This window comes from Serratia sp. NA_112.1, from assembly GCF_052691715.1.
On the sequence record NZ_JBQZFO010000001.1, the window covers coordinates 548436 to 568743 of the forward strand.

The 20308-nt window shown below is 56.2% G+C and carries 22 protein-coding genes and 1 pseudogene; 12 read left to right on the forward strand and 11 right to left on the reverse strand.

The window, feature by feature from the left end:
• Positions 1-36 precede the first annotated feature (36 nt).
• From ACUTQ5_RS02735 to ACUTQ5_RS02745, 3 genes are read right to left on the reverse strand one after another with little or no spacing between them, the layout of a single operon-like run.
• The gene (locus ACUTQ5_RS02735) at positions 37-1908 is read right to left on the reverse strand and encodes an amidohydrolase (protein WP_445649973.1); all 1872 of its coding nucleotides are present in this window, start codon (positions 1906-1908) and stop codon (positions 37-39) included.
• Positions 1909-1929: 21 nt separating this feature from the next.
• Positions 1930-2475: an antibiotic biosynthesis monooxygenase gene (locus ACUTQ5_RS02740; RefSeq protein ID WP_135315703.1), complete on the reverse strand. Its 546-nt coding sequence runs from the start codon at positions 2473-2475 to the stop codon at positions 1930-1932.
• A gap of 46 nt (positions 2476-2521) precedes the next feature.
• On the reverse strand, positions 2522-3166 hold the full coding sequence (locus tag ACUTQ5_RS02745; protein WP_445649974.1) for a hydrolase: 645 nt from the start codon (positions 3164-3166) through the stop codon (positions 2522-2524).
• 142 nt (positions 3167-3308) lie between these two features.
• On the opposite strand from ACUTQ5_RS02745, the gene ACUTQ5_RS02750 reads away from it, so the two are divergent.
• Entirely contained in the window at positions 3309-4217 is a 909-nt protein-coding gene (locus tag ACUTQ5_RS02750) for a LysR family transcriptional regulator (protein WP_445649975.1), read from the forward strand.
• 38 nt (positions 4218-4255) lie between these two features.
• On the forward strand, positions 4256-4627 hold the full coding sequence (locus ACUTQ5_RS02755; protein WP_445649976.1) for a cell envelope integrity TolA C-terminal domain-containing protein: 372 nt from the start codon (positions 4256-4258) through the stop codon (positions 4625-4627).
• Positions 4628-4670: 43 nt separating this feature from the next.
• Here ACUTQ5_RS02755 and nudI read toward each other — a convergent pair whose 3' ends face one another.
• Positions 4671-5096, reverse strand: a complete 426-nt coding sequence (gene nudI / locus ACUTQ5_RS02760) for a nucleoside triphosphatase NudI (protein ID WP_445649977.1) — start codon at positions 5094-5096, stop codon at positions 4671-4673.
• 243 nt (positions 5097-5339) lie between these two features.
• Here nudI and ACUTQ5_RS02765 point away from each other — a divergent pair, with 243 nt between their 5' ends.
• From ACUTQ5_RS02765 to ACUTQ5_RS02790, 6 genes are read left to right on the forward strand one after another with little or no spacing between them, the layout of a single operon-like run.
• Entirely contained in the window at positions 5340-6404 is a 1065-nt protein-coding gene (locus ACUTQ5_RS02765) for a fatty acid desaturase (protein ID WP_445649978.1), read from the forward strand.
• 29 nt (positions 6405-6433) lie between these two features.
• Positions 6434-7366, forward strand: coding sequence for a glycine betaine ABC transporter substrate-binding protein OsmF (gene osmF / locus ACUTQ5_RS02770; RefSeq protein WP_445649979.1), 933 nt, complete (start codon positions 6434-6436; stop codon positions 7364-7366).
• Positions 7367-7413: 47 nt separating this feature from the next.
• On the forward strand, positions 7414-8574 hold the full coding sequence (locus tag ACUTQ5_RS02775) for an ABC transporter permease (protein WP_445649980.1): 1161 nt from the start codon (positions 7414-7416) through the stop codon (positions 8572-8574).
• Positions 8571-9506, forward strand: a complete 936-nt coding sequence (locus ACUTQ5_RS02780) for an ABC transporter ATP-binding protein (RefSeq protein ID WP_445649981.1) — start codon at positions 8571-8573, stop codon at positions 9504-9506. Before ACUTQ5_RS02775 ends, ACUTQ5_RS02780 begins: the two co-directional genes overlap by 4 nt.
• Entirely contained in the window at positions 9503-10282 is a 780-nt protein-coding gene (locus ACUTQ5_RS02785; RefSeq protein ID WP_445649982.1) for an ABC transporter permease, read from the forward strand. The genes ACUTQ5_RS02780 and ACUTQ5_RS02785 overlap by 4 nt, the downstream gene beginning before the upstream one ends.
• 9 nt (positions 10283-10291) lie before the next feature.
• Positions 10292-11071 carry a phosphate/phosphite/phosphonate ABC transporter substrate-binding protein gene (locus ACUTQ5_RS02790; RefSeq protein WP_445650242.1) on the forward strand — a complete coding sequence of 260 codons (780 nt, stop codon included), beginning with the start codon at positions 10292-10294 and terminating at the stop codon, positions 11069-11071.
• Between the two features lie 2 nt (positions 11072-11073).
• Here ACUTQ5_RS02790 and ACUTQ5_RS02795 read toward each other — a convergent pair whose 3' ends face one another.
• The gene (locus ACUTQ5_RS02795; RefSeq protein WP_445649983.1) at positions 11074-11808 is read right to left on the reverse strand and encodes an SDR family oxidoreductase; all 735 of its coding nucleotides are present in this window, start codon (positions 11806-11808) and stop codon (positions 11074-11076) included.
• A 129-nt stretch (positions 11809-11937) separates the two neighbouring features.
• On the opposite strand from ACUTQ5_RS02795, the gene ACUTQ5_RS02800 reads away from it, so the two are divergent.
• Positions 11938-12849, forward strand: coding sequence for a LysR family transcriptional regulator (locus tag ACUTQ5_RS02800; protein ID WP_445649984.1), 912 nt, complete (start codon positions 11938-11940; stop codon positions 12847-12849).
• Here the strand turns inward: ACUTQ5_RS02800 and ACUTQ5_RS02805 are convergent.
• The 3 genes from ACUTQ5_RS02805 to ACUTQ5_RS02815 form a co-directional block, all read right to left on the reverse strand.
• Entirely contained in the window at positions 12837-13013 is a 177-nt protein-coding gene (locus tag ACUTQ5_RS02805; RefSeq protein ID WP_445649985.1) for a hypothetical protein, read from the reverse strand. The genes ACUTQ5_RS02800 and ACUTQ5_RS02805 overlap by 13 nt on opposite strands.
• Before the next feature lie 220 nt (positions 13014-13233).
• Complete coding sequence (gene yedA / locus ACUTQ5_RS02810) at positions 13234-14148, reverse strand: drug/metabolite exporter YedA (protein ID WP_445649986.1); 915 nt, start codon at positions 14146-14148, stop codon at positions 13234-13236.
• A gap of 166 nt (positions 14149-14314) precedes the next feature.
• A complete protein-coding gene (locus ACUTQ5_RS02815) occupies positions 14315-14968 on the reverse strand; it encodes a helix-turn-helix transcriptional regulator (RefSeq protein WP_445649987.1) in 654 nt (217 codons plus the stop codon).
• A gap of 104 nt (positions 14969-15072) precedes the next feature.
• Here ACUTQ5_RS02815 and ACUTQ5_RS02820 point away from each other — a divergent pair, with 104 nt between their 5' ends.
• From ACUTQ5_RS02820 to ACUTQ5_RS02830, 3 genes are all read left to right on the forward strand, one after another.
• A complete protein-coding gene (locus ACUTQ5_RS02820; RefSeq protein ID WP_445649988.1) occupies positions 15073-16527 on the forward strand; it encodes an MFS transporter in 1455 nt (484 codons plus the stop codon).
• A 110-nt stretch (positions 16528-16637) separates the two neighbouring features.
• A complete protein-coding gene (locus tag ACUTQ5_RS02825; protein WP_445650243.1) occupies positions 16638-17207 on the forward strand; it encodes a helix-turn-helix domain-containing protein in 570 nt (189 codons plus the stop codon).
• A gap of 2 nt (positions 17208-17209) precedes the next feature.
• Complete coding sequence (locus ACUTQ5_RS02830; RefSeq protein WP_445649989.1) at positions 17210-17728, forward strand: GNAT family N-acetyltransferase; 519 nt, start codon at positions 17210-17212, stop codon at positions 17726-17728.
• Here ACUTQ5_RS02830 and ACUTQ5_RS02835 read toward each other — a convergent pair.
• The 3 genes and pseudogenes from ACUTQ5_RS02835 to ompC form a co-directional block, all read right to left on the reverse strand.
• Positions 17728-18132 (reverse strand): annotated as a pseudogene (locus tag ACUTQ5_RS02835) (5'-nucleotidase, lipoprotein e(P4) family); the annotation flags it as partial. The gene ACUTQ5_RS02830 and the pseudogene ACUTQ5_RS02835 overlap by 1 nt on opposite strands.
• Positions 18133-18164: 32 nt before the next feature.
• Positions 18165-19004: a GNAT family N-acetyltransferase gene (locus ACUTQ5_RS02840; protein WP_445649990.1), complete on the reverse strand. Its 840-nt coding sequence runs from the start codon at positions 19002-19004 to the stop codon at positions 18165-18167.
• A 192-nt stretch (positions 19005-19196) separates the two neighbouring features.
• Positions 19197-20294 (reverse strand): porin OmpC, encoded by a 1098-nt coding sequence (ompC, locus tag ACUTQ5_RS02845; protein ID WP_445649991.1) that lies wholly within the window; start codon positions 20292-20294, stop codon positions 19197-19199.
• Positions 20295-20308 lie beyond the last annotated feature (14 nt).

The window sequence follows — 20308 nt, forward strand, 5'->3', positions numbered from 1 at the left end:
TAAGTTATTAAGTTATTAAATTCGTTACTTAATAACTTAAAAGGCAAAGCACGAGCAGCCGAACGCACCCCAGAAGGCATTCTCATCCGAGACGGGAATGCTGGAGCGACGAGCGACATCATGTTGATGCGCATGCACACCGCACGGGCCGCAGCACTGGTGCGCCTGGCTTAATACCCCACTACGGGTCGTGGCGACAGGTGGTGCAGAGCGATAATGCCCCGGCACCTGAGTGACCGGCGACCACTCCGGCAGCACCGGTATTGCCGGTGGTGCCAACGGTGAGAAGCTACCGGCGGCATAAACCACTTTGCCGTCCACCACCGTCATTACCGATTCAATCCCTTTGATTTGCTCCTCCGGTACGCTGAAATAGTCCTGCGACAGCACCGCCAGATCTGCCAACTGCCCGACCTTAATCTGACCTTTTTTGCCCTGCTCGGTAGAGAACCAGGCGCTGCCCTGGGTCCACAGCATCAGCGCCGTTTCACGATCCAGCCGCGCGTTATCGTCGTACATTGCCATGCCGCCGACGGTGCGGCCGGAAACCAGCCAGTACAGCGCGGTCCACGGGTTATAACTGGCCACGCGGGTGGCGTCGGTGCCCAGCCCAACCGGCAGTTCGGCCGCCAACATTTTGGCCACGGGCGGTGTCTGTTTGGTGGCTTCTTTACCGTAGCGTTCGGCGAAGTACTCGCCCTGGAATGCCATGCGGTGCTGTACCGCAATGCCGCCGCCCAGTGCTTTCACCCGCTCGATATTGCGATCCGAGATGGTCTCGGCGTGATCGAAAATCCAGTGCAAACCGTTGAAAGGAATTTCGCGGTTCACCTTTTCGAAAACATTCAGCATGCGGCTGATGGATTCGTCATAGGTGGCATGCAGGCGGAATGGCCAGCGGTGTTCGACCAAATGGCGTACCACGCGCTCAAGTTCGTCTTCGGTACCTTCCGGCAGATCCGGACGTGGCTGCAGGAAATCCTCGAAGTCGGCGGCGGAGAATACCAGCATCTCACCGGCGCCGTTATGGCGGTAAAAATCGGTACCCTGACCCGGTTGCAGCATGTCGGTCCACAGCTTGAAATCCTCCAGTTCCTGTTTGGGGCGCTGGGTGAACAGGTTGTAGGCAATCCGCAGGGTCAACTGCTTCTTCTCGTGCAGCTCGGCGATCACCTGATAGTCCTCCGGGTAGTTCTGGAAACCACCCCCGGCGTCGATGGCGCTGGTCAGGCCAAGGCGATTCAACTCGCGCATAAACTGGCGGGTCGAATTGACCTGTTGTTCCAGCGGCAGTTTTGGCCCTTTTGCCAGAGTGGCATACAGGATCATCGCATTGGGTTTGGCAATCAGCATACCGGTCGGGTTGCCGTTGGCGTCACGCTGAATTTCGCCCCCAGGCGGGTTCGGCGTGTCTTTGGTGTAGCCCACCACTTTCAGCGCTGCGCGGTTGAGTAGAGCGCGGTCATACAGATGCAGGATAAATACCGGGGTGTCCGGTGCTGCCTGATTGATTTCATCCAGCGTCGGCATACGGCGTTCGGCAAACTGAAACTCGGTCCAGCCACCGACCACTCGTACCCACTGTGGGCTGGGGGTACGCAGCGCCTGTTCCTTCAACATGCGTAACGCATCGGCCAGAGAAGGTACCCCTTCCCAGCGCAGCTCAAGGTTATAGTTCAGGCCGCCGCGGATCAGGTGCAGGTGTGAGTCATTGAGGCCGGGTACTGCGGTGTGGCCGTGCAGGTCGATCACCTGCGTTTCTGGTCCTGCGTGCTGCATGACTTCGTTTTCATTGCCGACGGCGAGGAATTTGCCGTCGCGGATCGCCACGGCCTGGGCGGTAGGTGCCTGGCGATCGACAGTGTGAAATTTACCGTTGGTGATAATCAGGGAAGCATGGTTACTCATAACGTTCTCCCGGCAGGCCGCCTAACGGCGGGTAAGCCATTGATGAAATACACGGGTCACTATTGGCATCCAGAGAAACACCACCAGGGCAACTACGGTGGCGTCATTAAGAAAATGGCCGGTCAGGGTGCCGTTCAATTGCGGCAACAGTTTGCCCCAGAACCAGGGCACCAAATTGGTGGAGGGGAAGATCACCAGCAGGGTGATCAAAAATTGTTTCCACTTGGCAGGCTGGCGGGTGTTGGGGCTTGGCGGCGTGAACCAGAATTCCGCACCGGGCCGAATTTCAATGCGATCGCTCTCCAGCAGCAGCGGTGAGACCTCCTCGATGTAGCGCTTGCGCAACGGCGAGTTAATCCACAGATAGAGATTGTCCAGGTTGTCAAAACGCACCAATACGGTATAGGCCTGTTCGTTGCCGGTAGGACGGATCACGTTAACGCCGAGGTGGCCGGTAAAGTTGGCAGCCTCGGGCATGATGCGTTTTAGCCAGGCCTCATAGGCCTGTTCCTGTCCCGGAGCCAAAAGATGGGTGATGACTAACGTGACATGCTGCGGATGGGCCATAGTATTCCACTCCAGAAAAACCCCGGCGCGAGGCCGGGGTGAAGGGTTATTTCACCACGCGTGCTGGAGCGTGATGCACCATGGTGTAAGCGTAGTCGACGCCCATGCCGTATGCGCCGCTGTGTTCGCGCACCAGCGTCATCACCGCGTCGTAAGTATCTTTACGTGCCCAGTCACGCTGGTATTCCAACAGTACCTGCTGCCAGGTCACCGGGATGGCACCGGCCTGCACCATACGGTCGATTGAACGCTCATGCGCATCGACCGAGGTACCGCCGGAAGTATCGGTGACCACATAAACTTCGTATCCGGCTTCAAGCGCCATCAGCGCCGGGAAGGTCAGGCACACTTCGGTCCACAGGGCGGAAATCACCAGCTTTTTGCGACCGGTAGCCTCCACGGCCTTCACGAAGGCGGCGTCTTCCCAGGAGTTCATCGAAGTTCGTTCAATCGGGGTGATTTCAGGATGTACGGCCAACAGTTCTGGCCAGATATAGCCGCTGAAACTTTCGGTTTCCACCGAGGTAAAAATCGTCGGGACGTTAAAAATCTTGCCGGCTTTGGCCAGACCGACCACGTTGTTTTTCAGCAGCTGGCGATCAATATTAGCCACGCCAAAAGACATTTGCGGCTGGTGGTCGATGAAAATCAGTGCGGAATTATCTTTATCAAGCAATTGAAATTTAGACATGATTTACCTTCCCAGTGATACTTCGGTTTAACAGATGATGAATGTCATCTCGATTAATTAAAGAGTAGGCAGGGGCAGATTTCAAAGATAGCGCAGAATTTTTGCCGTCTTGTTGAGTTTTTTTATACACGTAGGGGTAGCAGTGAGATTAAACCTGGAAGCGTTACTGATTTTGGATGCGCTCGATCGGCATGGTTCCTTTGCCGCCGCGGCGGCAGTGCTGTTCAAAACGCCGTCGGCACTGAGCTATATGGTGCAGAAACTGGAGAACGACCTCGATATTACGTTGCTTGATCGCTCCGGCCACCGGGCTAAATTTACCGACACCGGCAAGCTGATGCTGGAAAAAGGCCGGTCGATATTACGTGCGGCGCAAGATTTGGAGCAGCAGGCGCGTTATGTAGAAAATGGCTGGGAAAGCGAGATCACGCTTGGCATTGACGCTTCATTTCCGTTTGAGCGTTTGCTGCCACTGATTGAGGAGTTCTATCAACAGCATCACCATACCCGCCTGCGTTTTGGTCATGAGGTACTGGCCGGATCATGGGAATCACTGGTTTACGGCTGCGCGGATATTATTGTCGGTGCAATCTGTGAGCCCCCGTCGCAGGTAGGCTATGCTTTTAGCAAATTGGGAAGGTTGGATTACGTGTTTGCCGTGGCTCCGCAGCACCCGCTGGCGGTGTTGGAGGAACCCTTGCCAAAGGACCAAATCCGCCAGTACCGGGCGGTAGTGGTGCGTGATACCTCGCGGGTGAATGCGCCGCAAAACCTGAACATCCTCGAGGAACAAGACACCTTGACGGTCTTCGGTTTCGACGCCAAGTTACGGGCGCAGCTCAGCGGCCTGGGTTGTGGTTACTTGCCGCGTTATTTGGCTGAACCTTACCTGAAAAGCGGCGAACTGGTGGCGAAAAGCATTGAATCAGAACGCTGCAGCGACGTCGCTTATTTTGGCTGGCGAGAAAGTGCCAGCGGCCTGGCGGCAAAATGGTGGCGTGAGCGGTTACAGCAATATGCCGATGCCGGGGGCGTCTACCCGGAACACTGATTTGACACCTTCGGGTGATAATACAAGGGTGCAGAGAGATGAAAACAGGGATGTGGCTATGGGTGATGTTACTGGCCGGTTGTAGCGCCGGCAGCGAAAACCGCACTGCGTTGGAAAGCGTGGCGACTTCAGTTCAGCCAACGAAGCTCCAGCGCAGCAATTATCCGGAAAGAATGCGGCAGGCCATAACGCAGGAAATGCAGTTGCCCGGCAAATATAAGTCCAAAAGTTGTTCGATCAGCATTCATCTGCTGCCGGACGGCTCCTTGAAAGACTTTAAGGTGCTGGAGGGCGATACCGAGTTGTGTGCAGCGGCAAGCCAGGCGGTACAACGTGCCAAACTGCCGAGCATGGCCAATGAGACCGAGTACGCGTTATTTCACAGCGTGGTACTGGACTTTGTTCCCTGAGGTAGTTGGTTTACCGCATCGGATGCGGTAAGCCATGCACCAGTTACAAAATACCTTTCTGCACAAAGGTGATGCGAGTGGCCTCATTGAGCTCGAGTTCAGGTATCCGGTCGGGCCTGAGCCAGGCGACTTCCTGAAACTCTTCATTGAAAGTGATCTGACGATTGGCACTGACACAATCGAAGATCAGATACAGCATGTAGATCTGTTCTGTTGTCCCATCAGGATAAGTCTTGGTACGAACATCATCCCTGAAAGTCCAGGGGGTGATCTGGGTAATTTCCAGTGCTTCCCCCAGTTCTTCCCTGATCTCACGACGAAGGGCTTCCTCAATCGTCTCTCCGGGTTCCATACCTCCACCGGATAGCGCCCATTGGCCGGGGAAAACGCCGCGGTCATCGGCCATTTTGCACAGTAAATACTCGCCATTATTTTCAATAATCGGGCAGACGATGATCCTTTGACGCATGTAACCTCCTGATGTCATAAGTTCTTATTAGCTAATCAGATAACAGCTGTTATCAAGCCAGAATGCTCGCAATACCACCCACGGTAGTATCCCGTTGAACTGGATGGGGTATCCGTGATCGGGTTATCATCAACAGCAATGATGCAAATAGCTGATTTTTAAATTTGCTTTGCCGCTTTCGTTATTTTGAGTGCTCTTGCCGCTCGCTGATACTGAGCAAAATCTCAAACAGCGAGCCGCGCAATGTCTTCACCAAAAAGCCACAGCCACTATTTGCACCCTGCCCAACGCCATTGGATACAGCAGCTTAGCCAGCGTTGGCACTGGCGGCTGGAGCTGCCGACCTGGGGCATTATGGCGGCGGTTTACTGCGGCTGGTTTGGCGTGGTGCAGTACTGGCAGGCGCTGGGGCCGTGGCTTGGCACGCCATTGTTAATCCTGCTGACCACCTGGTATATGTCGCTGCAACACGAGTTGATCCACGGCCATCCCACGCGCTGGCCGCGGCTCAATCAGTTATTCGGCTTGCTGCCATTGGCGGTATGGTATCCCTACGGGCTGTATCGCGACTCGCATATTCAGCACCACCGTAATGAACATCTGACCGTTCCGCATGCAGATCCCGAAAGCTATTACTTTAGCCAGGCACAGTGGCAGCGCTTCCCACGACTGAACCCGTTATTGGCCAGAGTCCGCAATACGCTGAGCGGACGCATATTGGTGGGGCCAGCACTGGATATTGTCACCACCGGGGTTAATGCCCTAAAAGCGATCGCTGCCGGTGAATTACGTACTCTGACAATGTGGCTGGTGCATTTGTTGTTGTTGGCGGGGGTATTGAGCTGGCTGCAACAGCACGGCATTGGCACCGCGTTTTATCTGCTGGCCATCAGCTATCCGGCGTTGGCGTTGACCAAGGTAAGATCGTTTTTTGAGCATCGTGCCGTTGAAGCTCCGCAGGCACGTTCTATCATTAATGAGGCGGCCTGGCCGTGGCGGCTGTTGTTTCTTAATCTGAACTATCATTTAGTTCACCATGATCTCCCCGGCTTACCGTGGTACGGTTTACGTCAGGTGTATCTGGCGGAACGTGATGAATATCAGCAGCGCAGCCAGAGATTTGTCGTGGCGGGCTATGGCCAGTGGGTGAGCGAATACGCGTTTACCCCGGTTGCCGTTGAGGTTCATCCGTTTAATGCCGGCGAGCTGTCAGAAACACTGGGCGAAAATGAAGCCTGGCCGGCAGAGACATTCATTTTGCGATGGAAGCGCGTTTCTCAGGATTTTCCAATCGATCTGGCCAAATAGCCGGAAAATACACAACAAGAGGAAAAAAAATGGCAATCACCCCATCACGTGGTCGCGTATTAGCTTTGGCACTGAGTTTACTCGCTGCAAGCATCGGCGTGGCGCAGGCGGCTGACACGGTGCGCGTTGGCTCCAAAATCGATACCGAAGGTTCGTTGCTCGGCAATATCATTGTGCAGGTGCTGGAATCCAACGGCATCAAAACCACCAATAAATTACAGCTCGGTACCACCAAGGTACTGCGTGGGGCGATCACCTCCGGCGAAATTGACGTCTATCCGGAATACACCGGCAACGGCGCATTTTTCTTCTCTGATGAAAAAGACCCGGCGTGGAAAAACGCCCAGGCCGGTTTCGAAAAGGTGAAGAAGCTCGATTATGACAAGAACAAAATTATCTGGCTGGATGCGGCTCCGGCCAACAACACCTGGACCATTGCTATCCGTCAGGACGTGGCAGATGCCAATCATCTGAAAACGCTGGCCGATTTGGGCAAGTGGATCAACGGCGGTGGCAAGTTCAAGCTGGCAGCCTCGGCGGAGTTTATCGAGCGCCCGGATGCGCTGCCTGCGTTCCAGAACGCTTATGGCTTTAAGTTGAACCAGGACCAATTGCTGTCACTGGCCGGCGGTGACACGGCGGTGACCATCAAGGCGGCGGCGGAGCAAACCTCTGGTGTCAACGCGGCCATGGCCTACGGTACCGATGGCCCTGTGGCGGCGCTGGGGCTGGTAACGCTGGAAGATCCAAAAGGGGTGCAGCCGATTTACGCACCGGCACCGATTATCCGCGAGGCGACGCTGAAACAGCATGCCAACATCGCCGAACTGCTGAAGCCGGTATTTGCAACACTTGACGGCCCAACGTTGCAAAAACTCAATGCGCAGATTGCAGTGGGAGGCCAGGACGCCAAACAGGTGGCGGCTGCCTACCTGAAAGAGAAAGGGTTGGTTAAGGGATAACGTCGCTGGCCCCCGTTGGGGGGCCAACATGGAGTTGGAGATTTTCTTTGATTATTGCCGTAAAAAACCGCGTATTACTGACGCTGCTTATTCTGTTGCTGCTGGCCGCATTTGGCCTGCCGTTTCTCAGCTATGCCCCCAACCGCCTGCTGTCGGGCAAGAGCATTTCCCTGATTTCCCTGTTGCACGGCCCGGCGCTGTGGCTGCTGGTGCCCATGTTGGTGTTGGCGATACTCAGCCTGTTGGCACCGGTCAGGCGCCATGCGTTGCTTACCGCGCTGGCGGCTTCGGTATTGCTGGCATTGACCTTCTGGTTGAGTGGGCACGCAGCCCAACAGTTGGCGTTGGAGGGATCAAAACTGGCGCGTACTTCCTGGGGCAGTGGCTGCTGGTTGATGCTGGCGCTGAGCCTGCTGATGGCCGCCGACGCCCTGACCCGTATCACCACCTCGCATTTTTGGCGCATTCTGGGCAACCTGTTGGTGGTGCTGCCTGCGCTGGTGTTGTTGTTTAGCCATCAGCTGGATCAGCTTTCGCTGCTGAAAGAATACCACAACCGGCAGGACGTATTTGACGCCGCACTGTTGCAGCATTTGACCATCTTGCTGGCCACGCTGGTACCGGCGTTGTTGATTGGCATTCCGCTCGGGGTGCTGTGTTTTCGCTCTGTCAGCTTACAAACACCGATATTTTCTACTCTGAACATTATCCAGACCGTGCCGTCGATTGCGCTGTTCGGCTTGCTGATCGCGCCATTAGCCGGGCTGGCAAAGGCGCTGCCCTGGCTGGCAGAACACGGCGTCAGCGGTATCGGCATGGCTCCGGCGATTGTCGCCCTAGTGTTGTATGCGCTGTTACCTTTGGTGCGCAGTGTCGTGGCCGGATTGCAAAGCGTGCCGGCCAGCGTGATTGAATCCGCCAGCGGTATGGGTCTGACGCGTGGGCAGATCTTCTTGCGTGTGCAGTTGCCATTGGCGTTGCCGCTGTTCCTGACCGGCGTGCGCATTTTGGCGGTGCAGACCGTCGGCATGGCGGTGGTGGCGGCGCTGATTGGTGCCGGAGGTTTTGGCGCCATCGTTTTCCAGGGTCTGCTCAGCAGCGCGCTGGATCTGGTGCTGCTGGGAGTGATCCCGGTGATCGTGATGGCGGTAATCGTCGATTCGCTGTTTAAATTTTTGGTTTCAATTTTGGAAGTGTCACGCCGATGATTCAGTTTAATCAGGTCAGCAAGATTTTTCAGGGCAAGCCAGCGGTGGACGATCTTACACTGCGGATTGCCAAGGGCGAATTTGCCGTACTGATCGGTACCTCTGGCTCTGGGAAATCCACCACGTTAAAAATGATCAACCGACTGATCGAGCACGATCAGGGCAAAATTTACTTTGCCGATGAGGAGATCCAGAAATTTAAACCGCAGGATCTACGTCGCCGCATGGGGTACGCCATTCAGTCGATCGGCCTGTTCCCGCACTGGACGGTGGAAGAGAACATTGCCACTGTGCCACAACTGCTGAAATGGCCGCGTGCGCGCATTCGCGACCGGGTGACCGAGTTGCTGGAGCTGCTGCATCTGGAGCCGGATCTGTTCCGCCGTCGTTACCCGCACCAACTTTCTGGTGGCCAGCAGCAGCGGGTTGGGGTGGCGCGTGCGCTGGCCGCCGACCCTGAAGTGCTGTTGATGGACGAGCCTTTTGGCGCACTGGATCCGGTGACCCGTGCAGCGCTGCAGACAGAGATTGCACGTATCCACCATCTTTCCGGACGCACCATCGTACTGGTGACGCACGACATCGATGAAGCGTTGGCACTGGCGGACCGCATTGTACTGCTCGATCAGGGCCGCATTGTGCAGCAGGGCACGCCGCTGGAGCTGTTGACCGCACCGGTCAACGATTTTGTGCGTGATTTCTTTGGCCGCAGCGATCGCGGCATCAAGCTGCTGTCGCTGGAAACGGTAGCGCAACGGGTGCGGCCTGGCCAGGTGGAGGGGGAACCTATTGCCGCCACCATAAGCCTGCGTGAAGCGCTGTCGGTGTTTGTGGCACGCGGCAGCGAATGTTTGCCGGTGATTGGCGAACAGGGCGAAGCGCTTGGCGTGCTGCATTTCAGCGATCTGATTGTCCAAAAGGTGCTGTCATGAGTGCGCCCCTGGCCCTGCGCTGGCTGCGCGATCCGCTGCCCTGGACCTTTGCCCTGCTGTTGGCACTGGTGTTTGGCATGAATCATTTACACGGCCTGTTTGCCGCCTGGTTCCCGGAGCTGGATCGGCCGGTGTATCAGCAGGACAGTTTTCTCTCACTGGTATGGGCGCATCTGTTGCTGGTGGCGGTTTCCAGCCTGGTTGCCGTAGTGATTGGCGTCAGCGCCGGCGTCGCTGTCACGCGCCGCGCCGGTAAGGAGTTCCGCTCGTTGGTGGAAACGTTGGTGGCGGTGGGGCAGACTTTTCCGCCGGTGGCGGTACTGGCGATCGCGGTGCCGGTGATGGGCTTTAGTGAGCAGCCGGCGATCATCGCGCTGGTGCTGTACGGTTTACTGCCGATTTTACAGGGTACGCTGGCGGGGATTGAATCGGTGCTCAGCGCCACCCGCGAGATTGCGCAGGGGGTAGGGATGAGTCCCCGGCAGATCCTGTGGCGCGTCGAACTGCCGCTGGCGGCGCCGGTGATCGTTGCCGGGATCCGTACCTCGGTGATCATTAATATTGGCACGGCGGCGATAGCTTCTACCGTCGGCACCAAAACCCTGGGATCGCCGATTATTATTGGCCTGAGCGGCTTTAATACCGCTTATATTATCCAGGGGGCGGTGGTGGTGGCCCTGTTGGCGATCATTACCGATATGCTGTTTGAGCGCTGGGTACGCCATCTCACCGCCTGGCGTCAACAGACGCTGGTGGCTTCTTCTTCTGCCGGATAAGGGAACATGATGCAGGTATCTTTACCGATGTACGGCGTGACACATCAAGCGACGGAAGCCTTCTGGCGGGTGCTGCGCGGCAAGTTACTGCAACTGGGATTACCGCAAGCGCCCGAGTCGCTCAGTTGGCCGCAAGATCTGGCGCAGCATTGGCAGCGCGATGACTTGTTGCTCAGCCAAACCTGCGGCTATCCGCTGGCTATCAGCCTGCCGCAGGTGCAGCTGGTGGGCACCTATCATTATCGCGTTGAAGGTTGTGAAGGGCCGGAATACAGCAGTTGGCTGGTAGTGCGTGATGACGAACCCGGCGAGCGGTTGGAGGATTTTCGCGGCCGGATTGCGGCCTATAACAGTACCGACTCGCAGTCTGGCCATAACAGCCTGCGGACGTTGATTGCGCCGCTGGCTCAGGAGGGAACATTCTTCTGCGCTGCCATCGCCTCTGGCGCGCATTATCAGTCGATCAAACTGATCCAGAATCGGCAGGCGGATATTGCAGCCGTTGACTGTGTCAGTCTGGAACTGTTGAAGCGGGCACAGCCGCAGGCACTGGCGGGGCTAAAAATTATTGGGCGAACGGCCCGCGTACCAGGGTTGCCGCTGATTACTTCGCGACAAACCCCGCCGGAACAGCTGGAGATACTGCGCGCCGGGGCCAGGGCGATGGTGGGTGAAGCGGTGAGCGACAGCCTGTTGATCGGTGATTTCAGCCTGGTGCCGCGTTCGGCATACCAAAAAATCGCCGTGCTGGAACAACAGGCCGCCGCGCTTGGGGTGACAAGGCTGTAAGCTTACAGCAGCCCGCCACCGTCAATATCGATGATGCTGCCGGTGATAAAGCCGTTTTCCATCGCCAGCAAATAACCCGCTGCTACCTCTGCCGCCTGGCCAACACGCCCAGCCGGTAGCCCGGCACCGATCTTGGTAAACATCGCCTGACGCTGTTCGGCACCCATACCGTCGTAAGCTTCGGTGACCGTAACACCAGGGCTCACCACATTAACCCGCCGCGGTGCCAACTCTTTTGCCAACTGCTTGCCGATGGCCTCCAGTGCCGCATTGATACCGGTTTTAATCAGCTGGCCACTGAGGTATTTCCGCGACAGCTGGCCGGAGGTCAGGGTGATGGAGCCCTGTGGCGCTAGGGTGGGCAACGCCGCCTGAATGGCGCGCAGGGCACCCCACAGTTTGACGTCGAAGTTGGCCTGCGCTTGGTCAAAATCGGTTTCCGCCAGCAGTCTGGCCTGCACCAGCGGCCCTGCAGTGAAGACCAGATGATCGAACTCGCCGACTTCGGCAAACAGCGCACGCAGTGAGCTTTCATCGGTCACGTCAGCCTGCATCACCCGCAGGTTACCGCTACCGTCGGCAGGCTGATAGTGCTGCATGCTGCCGACGCGGCGGGAGGCCAACACCACATTGGCCCCGCGTTCTATCGCGGCATAAGCCACTGCCGCACCAATGCCGCTGTTACCGCCGAGGATCACCAGTTTTTGCAGGTTTAGGGAAGAAGAAGGAATAGTCATGATTGCGCCTCAATTTCAGTGAATTTCAGTGCTATCTATCATTCATGATTGAAAATCCGTAAACAATTGGCCTAAATGGCAAACACTTGTAAAATTATTTTAATAATTTGCGTGCCGCAGGAATAACTCATGACATCCTTTATCGACCTCGAAGTGTTTGTCCGGACGGTGGAAGGCGGCAGCTTTTCAGCGGCGGCGCGTGCGTTGGATATGACGCCGGCAGCGGCCAGCATTGCGATAAAAAGGCTGGAACAGCGCCTGGGAGTACGGCTGCTGGTGCGTTCTACCCGAAGCTTACGCCTGACGGAAGAAGGGCAGCGCTATCTCGACAGTGCCCGGTTGGCTTTGGGAGCACTGGCGGAGGGGGAACAGGCGATACGCGAGAAACATCAGGGGTTGTCCGGCGTGCTGCAGATCTCCGCACCCTCAGATTTTGGCCGTAACCTGTTGCTGGGTTGGCTTGATGAATTCAAACGGCAACACCCGCATATCCAACTGCAGTTACTGATTAATGATCGCCATGCTGACCTGTTTCGCGAACCAGTCGACATTGCGTTGCGATTTGGTCAACTGGCGGACTCTTCGCTGGTGGCGCTACCGATCCTGCCGCAGCACCGACGGTTGATTTGTGCCAGTCCGACTTATCTGCAGCAACATGGCACGCCGCAAACGCCAGCCGAACTTGCTCAGCACAGCATTCTGATTTATCAACCCAGTGGGCACAGACAGGCGGAATGGCGATTTTGGCGCGGAGATGAATTGACGGAGGTGCCGCTGGCTGGCCGCTACTTTACCGATGACGGTGAAATAGCGCGTCGCTGGGCGCTGGCTGGGCACGGGATTGTCCGTAAATCCGCCATTGATGTGGTGGCGGATATTCAGGCCGGGCGTTTGGTAACGCTGCTGCCGGAGTGGCAAAGCGACGCGGTGCCCATCAGCCTGGTTTGTCCACATCGCTCGCAGGTGTCGGAGCGCGTCAGGTTACTACAGCGCTTTTTACAGCAGCGCTGTCAGGACTGGATGGCGCATCACTTGGTCTGAATGCTGGTTGCCGGGGTAGCGCTGGCAGCGGTTTCGTTGGAAGTGGTGGTTTCTTCGCTTGGCGTAGTGGAACGGGTGTACATATTCAGCCCGGCCAGGAAGACGCCGCCGAGTGAACCAAAGGCACAGAGAAAGATAACGATAATGAACGATTTTTTAAGCATTGGGATAATTTCGCAGGTTGCTCGGAACAGCAGGAATTATAGTCTCTTTGCCAAGTGAAACAAGAATCGTTTTTATACCCGTCGTCTTTCAAGCTGCAGCGTTGTTACCTGCACTCACTCACCCCAGTTACTTACTTAAGTAAGCGCCTGGGGATGAGTGAGCTGGGCCCCTAGCTGCAACTCGAAAGCCATAGGGTATATACACCCGTTATTTTGATTGCTATTCCACGTTTTTTATACGATTGGTCGGACGCGCAAACAGGAATTTGCCCAGAGTCACCAGTACCACCGCCGCGACGATAATCACCAGTGCTGCCCATTCACGTGGTGCCAGCGATTCGCCGGCAAAGCCGATGCCGAGCAGCACTGCTACCACCGGATTGACGTAGGCATAGCTGGTTGCCACCGCCGGGCGCACGTTTTTCAGCAAAAACATATAGGCGCTGATCGCCAGCATCGAACCGAAGACAGTCAGATAACCCAGTGCGAAGAAGCCTTTGGCACTGGGCGGTTGCGTCAAACGCTCACCGCTGAGCTGGCTGACGACCAGCAGCACCACACCGGCCACCAGCATTTCCGCTGCTCCGGCCATTGGCCCGGCTGGCAGAGAAATGCGCGATCCCAGTACCGAACCAAATGCCCAACTGGCGGAGGCCAGCAGGATCAACAGCGCGCCGGTGGGGTTACCGACCAGATTATTACCGGTATTGAGCAATATAATTCCCACCAACCCCAGCCCAATGCCAGCCCATTCCAGTTTGGTATTACGCATGCCCCACAGCAGGCTGAAGCACAGGGTGAACAGCGGCACTGTCGCTACCATTACGGCGGCAATGCCGGAAGGTACATGCTGATGTTCTGCCACCGTCACCAGGCCGTTGCCCACCGCCAGCAGCAAAATGCCAATGGTTCCGGCGGCCAGCCACTGCTTTGCCGTCGGTAATGCATGGCCGCGCAGCGCTAAAAAGCCAAACAGCACAATACCGGCGACCAGGAAGCGGATACCGGCCATCATCAATGGCGGCCAGCTTTCCACACCCAGACGAATAACGAAATAGGTCGAACCCCAGACAATATATAACGTGAACAGCGCCCCGATTAACGGCAGGACATTACGGCTACTTTGGCTCAGCATGGATTTTAATTCTGTAGAGAAGGTTATTATTAGAGGACTCAGTAAACCCGATCGGGCAGAGGATAAGCAACGCTTTTCACTACTTTTTTAAGCGTGCAATGGGCTGGCTTTCCGGTGGTTATTCATCGGAAAGCCAGCCTGTGGGCTGCCTTACGCCGGGTGTCGGTTACAGCAATGAAATGCGGTAGGCGCAGCGGCGTGCACCGGCCAGGATATGTTCGGAACGTTCAACCTGCGCCTGTAATACCTCGGTGAAAACGCTCAATTCTGCGCGGCAGAATCCCTGGCAAACGGCGGCGGCGGCGCAAATAGGGCAGTGGTTTTCTACCAGCAGAAAAGAGCCGTCTTCCTGTAGGCGTGATTCGGCCATGTAACCTTCGCGACAACGGATCGCCGTCAGGCGCGCTACGCGTTCCTGCAAATCCGTGGCGCCGATCATTGCCTGTTTGTAGTTAATGCGCGTTTCCTGCTCGCGGGTGTCGATCAACAACTCGATTGCCTGTTCGCCCAGCTTGTCGCGCACGGTGCGCAGCAGTTGCACTGTCAGTTCGGAATGGGTATCCGGAAAGCGTGCATTGCCTGCGGCAGTCAGGTGCCATAGCTGCACCGGTCGGCCGACACCGCGAGTTTTCGCCACCGCTTCAACCAACCCATCTTTTGCCAGTTTGACGAACTGCTGGCGTGCGGCTTCACCGGTGGTACCAAGGACTTTGCCTGCATCAGAAGCTTGCTGTGGGCCGCGGGTTTTTAAAAGTGTCAGCAAACGGTCACTGACCGATTGTGCGGGACTACCGCTATTTTCCAAGTTTATTATTGACATATTTCTCCGCCTCGCCCTACCCTTATTCCAAGATAATTCTTGTTAAATCTAACGCAGTCTCACAATTAACTCAATGCCATTCCTCTGAAAACAGGACGACAACTGTGATAACCAACGATGATAGCCGCTGGGCCGATCTCTTTTCCGGTAAAAATGGTGCCAGTGCGATCGCGCTCTCACTCGGCGTAGCGCTGCATGCCATCAATATTCTGGTCGCCACCACCATTCTGCCCTCGGTGGTGCAGGATATTGGCGGTCTGAGTCTGTATGCCTGGAATACTACGCTGTTTGTGGTGGCGTCGATCCTGGGTTCGGCATTATCGGCTCGTTTACTCAGTGGTTACGGGGCTCGCAGTGCCTACATGGTGGCGTCACTGTTCTTTATTGCCGGGGCGATGCTGTGCGCGTTGGCGCCGTCAATGCCGGTGATGCTGATTGGCCGAACCGTGCAGGGCTTCGGCGGCGGGCTGATTTTCGCGCTTTCGTACGCCATGATCAATCTGGTCTTTGAGCAAAAGCTCTGGCCGCGGGCGATGGCGTTGATTTCGGCGATGTGGGGCATCGCGACCCTGGTGGGGCCGGCGGTGGGCGGCATTTTTGCCGAACTGAATGCCTGGCGCTGGGCCTTTGGCATCCTGTTGCCGGTGATGGTGCTGTACGCCGGGTTTACCTTCCTGATCCTGCCAAAAGGCAAACCGCAGCAACAGGCGGCACCGCTGCCGTTGGCTCAGCTGTTGTTGTTGGCGACAGCGGTACTGGTGGTGTCCGCCGGCAGCCTGGCAGACAGCGCGTGGGTCAATCTTGGCGGCATTGCGTTGGCCACGCTGATGATGGTCTGGCTGATACAGCGTGAAGCGCACTCCCGTGCCCGTCTGTTGCCGAAAGGGGCTTTGCGTCGCGGTTCGCCGCTGGCCTCGTTGTATGTCACCGTCTCTCTGCTGGTGGTGGGTATGACCAGTGAAATCTTCGTGCCTTATTTCCTGCAAACGCTGCACGGCCAGTCCCCGCTGATTTCGGGTTATATCGCAGCCACCATGGCGGCGGGGTGGACGTTATCGGAAATCCTCAGTTCCGGCTGGCGTAGTACGGGCATCCGCCGGGCCATTGTCAGCGGGCCGCTGTTGGTGTTGGTGGGGCTGCTGGCATTGGGCCTGTTGATGCCGATACCTTCCGGCGGCCATTGGGCCGGGCTGACGCCGATTGTGATTGCCCTGACGCTGGTAGGCTTTGGTATTGGTTTTGGTTGGCCGCATCTGTTGACGCGTATTCTGCAGGTTTCGCCTGAGGCCGATAAGGATATTGCCGGGGCATCGATCACTACGGTGCAACTGTTTGCGACCGCCTTTGGTGCCGCACTGGCCGGGATGATTGCCAACCTGGCCGGGCTGAATGTGCCGGGTGGTTCGGCGGGAGCGGCCTCTGCGGCGCGCTGGCTGTTCCTGCTGTTTGCATTGGCGCCGCTGCTGGCGGTGTTCAGCGCCTGGCGCTGCGCGGCAATTGCACCGCCGGTTGCTGACAGCGACAAGCGGGTACCAGACTCGTCGGCTCTGTCGTCCTAGTAGCAAAAGGCTTTTCATCAAGTTGTAGCGCCAGTTAAAAAACCGATTGACGAATCCCGTATTTGAGATTATTTCTCTTATATGGGATTTTTCGTATCGGAGAATCAATGATGGATAACGGATTGGAAAGCGCCGATCTAAGGCTGGCGCAGCGACTGTCTGATTTACGTCAGCAGCAGGGCTGGTCGCTGGATGAATTGGCGCAGCAAACCGGCATCAGCCGGGCGACGTTGTCGCGGGTCGAACGCGCTGAAACCAGCCCGACCGCTTCATTGCTAAACAAACTGTGCTCGGCCTATGGGCTAACCATGTCGCGGTTGCTCAGTGAGGTCGAGGACGAGCCGCCGGAATTGCTGCATCGTGAACAGCAGACGGTGTGGGTTGATCGCGCCAGCGGTTTTCATCGTCGTTCGGTATCACCGCCTGCCGCCCTGTATAAGGCCGAATTTATTGAATGCACACTGGAAGCCGGGGCGGTGGTTGCCTATGACGCGCCTTCGGTGCATGCGCTTGAGCACCATCTGTGGCTGCTGGCAGGGCGGCTCGAACTGACGCTGGAAGGGCGCACCTTCCAGCTTGAGCCGGGTGACTGCCTGCGTTATCGGCTGTTCGGTGCTTCAAAATTTTATGCCCCCGGCCCTGAGCCAGCCCACTACACCCTTGTTATCAGCAGGCCGTAATCATGATTGAGATACAGCAACTGAATGCCGAAGCGGCAAAAAACGCGATCCCGGAACTGGCCGAAATGTTGCAAGCCAGCGTCGCCCAGGGCGCGAGTATTGGTTTTGTTATGCCGTTCACTCTGGAGCAGGCGCAGGCGTTCTGGCGTGGCTTGTTACCGGCGATTGAGCGTGGGGAAAGGTTGTTGCTGGTGGCATATGATGCCGGGCGCGTGGTGGGCACGGTACAGTTGTTGCTCGCGATGCCGGATAACGGCCGCCACCGGGCCGAGGTGGTAAAACTGATGGTGCACCCGGACGCTCGCCGCCGGGGTATTGCCCGTAGCCTGATGCTGCAGGTACAACACAGCGCACTTGAGCAGCATCGGCATTTATTGGTGCTCGATACCCTGACAGGCGATACGGCGGAGGGCATGTATCGCCTGTTGGGTTTTCAACTGGCGGGCAGCATTCCGCAATACGCCCTCGCCAGCAACGGCAGTGCGCTGGATGCCACCAGTTATATGTATAAATTACTTTAATTTTCCCCGTCGCCGTACAGCGGGTTCGGCAGCACGATGTATTGGATGCCGAACTTGCTTTGGTTGTCGACGACAAACGCGCGGCGCTGTGCATTATCCTTGTGGTAGGTCGCGGCACCGAAGTCGTTCAAGTTGTCACCGGCGTACACTACAATATCGTAGCCCGCGTTTTTGATGGCGTCGAAGCGGGGCTGTTTGTTGGAGGTGTCACCGCTGAGCAGTACGGTTTTTTCCGACATGCCGGTAAAGCCCAGTTTCTGCATATTGGCTACCGTGGCGGCGTATTCAGACTGCTTGCGGTTGGAAACGTAGAACATGGTGCCCTGATGGCTGTTGACGTAACGGGCAAATTGCACGGCACCCGGTACCGCACCGGCTTGCTCTGCCTGCGACCATTTGGCCCAGAAGGGAGCGCTCTCTGGTTGTTATTGTAGATTTACAGGCTTATCGTCATCTCGAACTGGCGCATCGCGTCCTGCTGCCAGCCGAGCCGGGCAAAGAAGGGGGCGGCCACTTCGGGAACGTAGACGTTGGCCACTAGCGGTAACGGTGAAAACTTTGCCTGCAGCGCGGTCAACATCGCCCGGGCATGGCCCTGGTTACGGTGTTGTGGTGGCACGTAAATCATACGTAAAAAGCACTTATCCGCGCCGACCTGCACCACCGCGTAGGCCTGGTGCTGTTCAAGGGCAAAGGCATAGGGTTTGCCGGGCAGCTTGAACAGCGTTTCCGGGGCGATCAGCCAGGGCTGGCTGGTGGCCCCTTCGGCAATCAGGCGGTGGGAAACGAACAGCGGATCAATTTCCAGCAATGGCACAATGTCGCCAGCCGTTTGCTCACCTGCCTGATGGCCGGTCAGAGTAGCCACGATGCGCAGCCCAGCCTGATGATACAGTGCAATGGCGGGGTCATTGCCTTCAATCACCTCCAGCGACAGTTGGCGATCGCCGCGCTCACGCGCATCGGCGACAATTCGCTGCATTAGGGCTTTACCCAATCCTTGGCCGCGCATTTCCGGCCGGATCGACAGCGCTGCTACCCGGCTGTGCAAACCACGGCGGCTAATCAGCGCCAGTGCTACCGGTTGCTGCTGATGCGTGACGATAATGCTGTCATTCAGGCTGAGGTCTTCGGCACCGAAGCGACGGGCGAAGGTGTCACCGTCAATGACGAAGCGCACAATGTAGTTTTCAAAACAGTGGCAAAGGATCTGCGCCAGTTGGTCACTGCTGTAGCGTAACGCTGAGTGGTATTCGAATGGGGAAGTGTTTGGCATAGGTCATCTAGGTTGATTTGCGCAACATATACATGTAGACCCGTTTGTTTTGTAAGGCAAGTGTCCAGATGCGGCGATGAGAGACGAAGGGTTGCCAGAGCGCCAAACGAAAAAACCGGGCGTTGCCGCCCGGCGAAGTAACTCTGGATATCAAGTGAAGCTAAGGTTTGCAGTGGTGGTTATTTCATCACATCAGAACTGGTAGGTCAGGGCGACGGCGATGACGTTGTCATCTTTCAGACCCAACTTATTGTTGCTGTCGAGTTGGTTGATTTTATAATCAACATAGGTCGACATGTTCTTGTTGAAATAGTAGTAAGTACCGATATCGATATATTTCACCAGGTCGGCGTCGCCGATGCCTTCAATATCTTTACCTTTCTGTTGAACATAACCCAGCGATGGACGCAGGCCGAAGTCGAACTGGTATTGCGCAACCAATTCCAAGCCTTCTGCTTTATTGGCAAAGCCGCTAACAGAGGTAGAGCTATTATTAATAGTCGCGGTACCGGAAATAGGCGCGATATTACGGCTTTGCGAGTAGGTCGCTGCCAGATAAACTTCTTTGTTGTCGTATTTCAGGCCGCCAGCCCAGATATCCGCTTTATCGCCCTTACCGAAGGTGCCTGCTTTTTGGCCGGCAGTACGGTTGGAAGAAGCGTAAGCAGCACCGACGCTCAGGCCGTCGATGATTTCATAGCTGGAAGACAGGCCCCAACCGTCGCCGTTCGCTTTGCTGCCAGAGCGGCCGTCGTTTTCGTTTTTACCCTGGTACTGTACAGCGAACTTCAGGCCATCAACCAGACCGAAGAAGTCGTTGTTACGGTAGGTTGCCACGCCGTTGGTACGGCCGTTCATAAAGTTGTCGGTTTTGACGTAGGCATCATCACCAAACTCAGGCAACATATCCGTCCAGGCGCCGACGTCATAGATAATGCCGTAGTTGCGGCCGTAGTCGAATGAACCGATGTCTTTATATTTCAGACCAGCAAAGCCCAAACGGGTTTTGGTATCTTTGGTGCCGTCAGCCTCAGCATGGTTGGCAGCAATCTGATATTCCCACTGGCCATAGCCAGTCAGCATATCGTTAATTTGTGTAGCGCCTTTAAAACCGATACGCACATAGGTTTTATCGCCATCATTACCGGCATCGTCAGAGAAATAGTGCAGTGCTTTTACACGGCCATAAAAATCAAGTTTGTTGCCGTCTTTATTGTAGATTTCTGCTGCCTGTGCTGTCTGCGCAATTAAAAGTGCCGGAATAATAACGGCCAGAAGATTAGGTTTCATGATTTACCCTGCTT

Coding starts and splice junctions, on each gene's coding strand:
- ACUTQ5_RS02735 (WP_445649973.1), bottom strand. CDS start 1,908: ATGAGTAACCATGCTTCCCTGATTATCACCAACGGTAAATTTCACACT.
- ACUTQ5_RS02740 (WP_135315703.1), bottom strand. CDS start 2,475: ATGGCCCATCCGCAGCATGTCACGTTAGTCATCACCCATCTTTTGGCT.
- ACUTQ5_RS02745 (WP_445649974.1), bottom strand. CDS start 3,166: ATGTCTAAATTTCAATTGCTTGATAAAGATAATTCCGCACTGATTTTC.
- ACUTQ5_RS02755 (WP_445649976.1), top strand. CDS start 4,256: ATGAAAACAGGGATGTGGCTATGGGTGATGTTACTGGCCGGTTGTAGC.
- nudI (WP_445649977.1), bottom strand. CDS start 5,096: ATGCGTCAAAGGATCATCGTCTGCCCGATTATTGAAAATAATGGCGAG.
- ACUTQ5_RS02765 (WP_445649978.1), top strand. CDS start 5,340: ATGTCTTCACCAAAAAGCCACAGCCACTATTTGCACCCTGCCCAACGC.
- osmF (WP_445649979.1), top strand. CDS start 6,434: ATGGCAATCACCCCATCACGTGGTCGCGTATTAGCTTTGGCACTGAGT.
- ACUTQ5_RS02780 (WP_445649981.1), top strand. CDS start 8,571: ATGATTCAGTTTAATCAGGTCAGCAAGATTTTTCAGGGCAAGCCAGCG.
- ACUTQ5_RS02785 (WP_445649982.1), top strand. CDS start 9,503: ATGAGTGCGCCCCTGGCCCTGCGCTGGCTGCGCGATCCGCTGCCCTGG.
- ACUTQ5_RS02790 (WP_445650242.1), top strand. CDS start 10,292: ATGCAGGTATCTTTACCGATGTACGGCGTGACACATCAAGCGACGGAA.
- ACUTQ5_RS02795 (WP_445649983.1), bottom strand. CDS start 11,808: ATGACTATTCCTTCTTCTTCCCTAAACCTGCAAAAACTGGTGATCCTC.
- ACUTQ5_RS02800 (WP_445649984.1), top strand. CDS start 11,938: ATGACATCCTTTATCGACCTCGAAGTGTTTGTCCGGACGGTGGAAGGC.
- ACUTQ5_RS02805 (WP_445649985.1), bottom strand. CDS start 13,013: ATGCTTAAAAAATCGTTCATTATCGTTATCTTTCTCTGTGCCTTTGGT.
- yedA (WP_445649986.1), bottom strand. CDS start 14,148: ATGCTGAGCCAAAGTAGCCGTAATGTCCTGCCGTTAATCGGGGCGCTG.
- ACUTQ5_RS02815 (WP_445649987.1), bottom strand. CDS start 14,968: ATGTCAATAATAAACTTGGAAAATAGCGGTAGTCCCGCACAATCGGTC.
- ACUTQ5_RS02825 (WP_445650243.1), top strand. CDS start 16,638: ATGGATAACGGATTGGAAAGCGCCGATCTAAGGCTGGCGCAGCGACTG.
- ACUTQ5_RS02830 (WP_445649989.1), top strand. CDS start 17,210: ATGATTGAGATACAGCAACTGAATGCCGAAGCGGCAAAAAACGCGATC.
- ACUTQ5_RS02840 (WP_445649990.1), bottom strand. CDS start 19,004: ATGCCAAACACTTCCCCATTCGAATACCACTCAGCGTTACGCTACAGC.
- ompC (WP_445649991.1), bottom strand. CDS start 20,294: ATGAAACCTAATCTTCTGGCCGTTATTATTCCGGCACTTTTAATTGCG.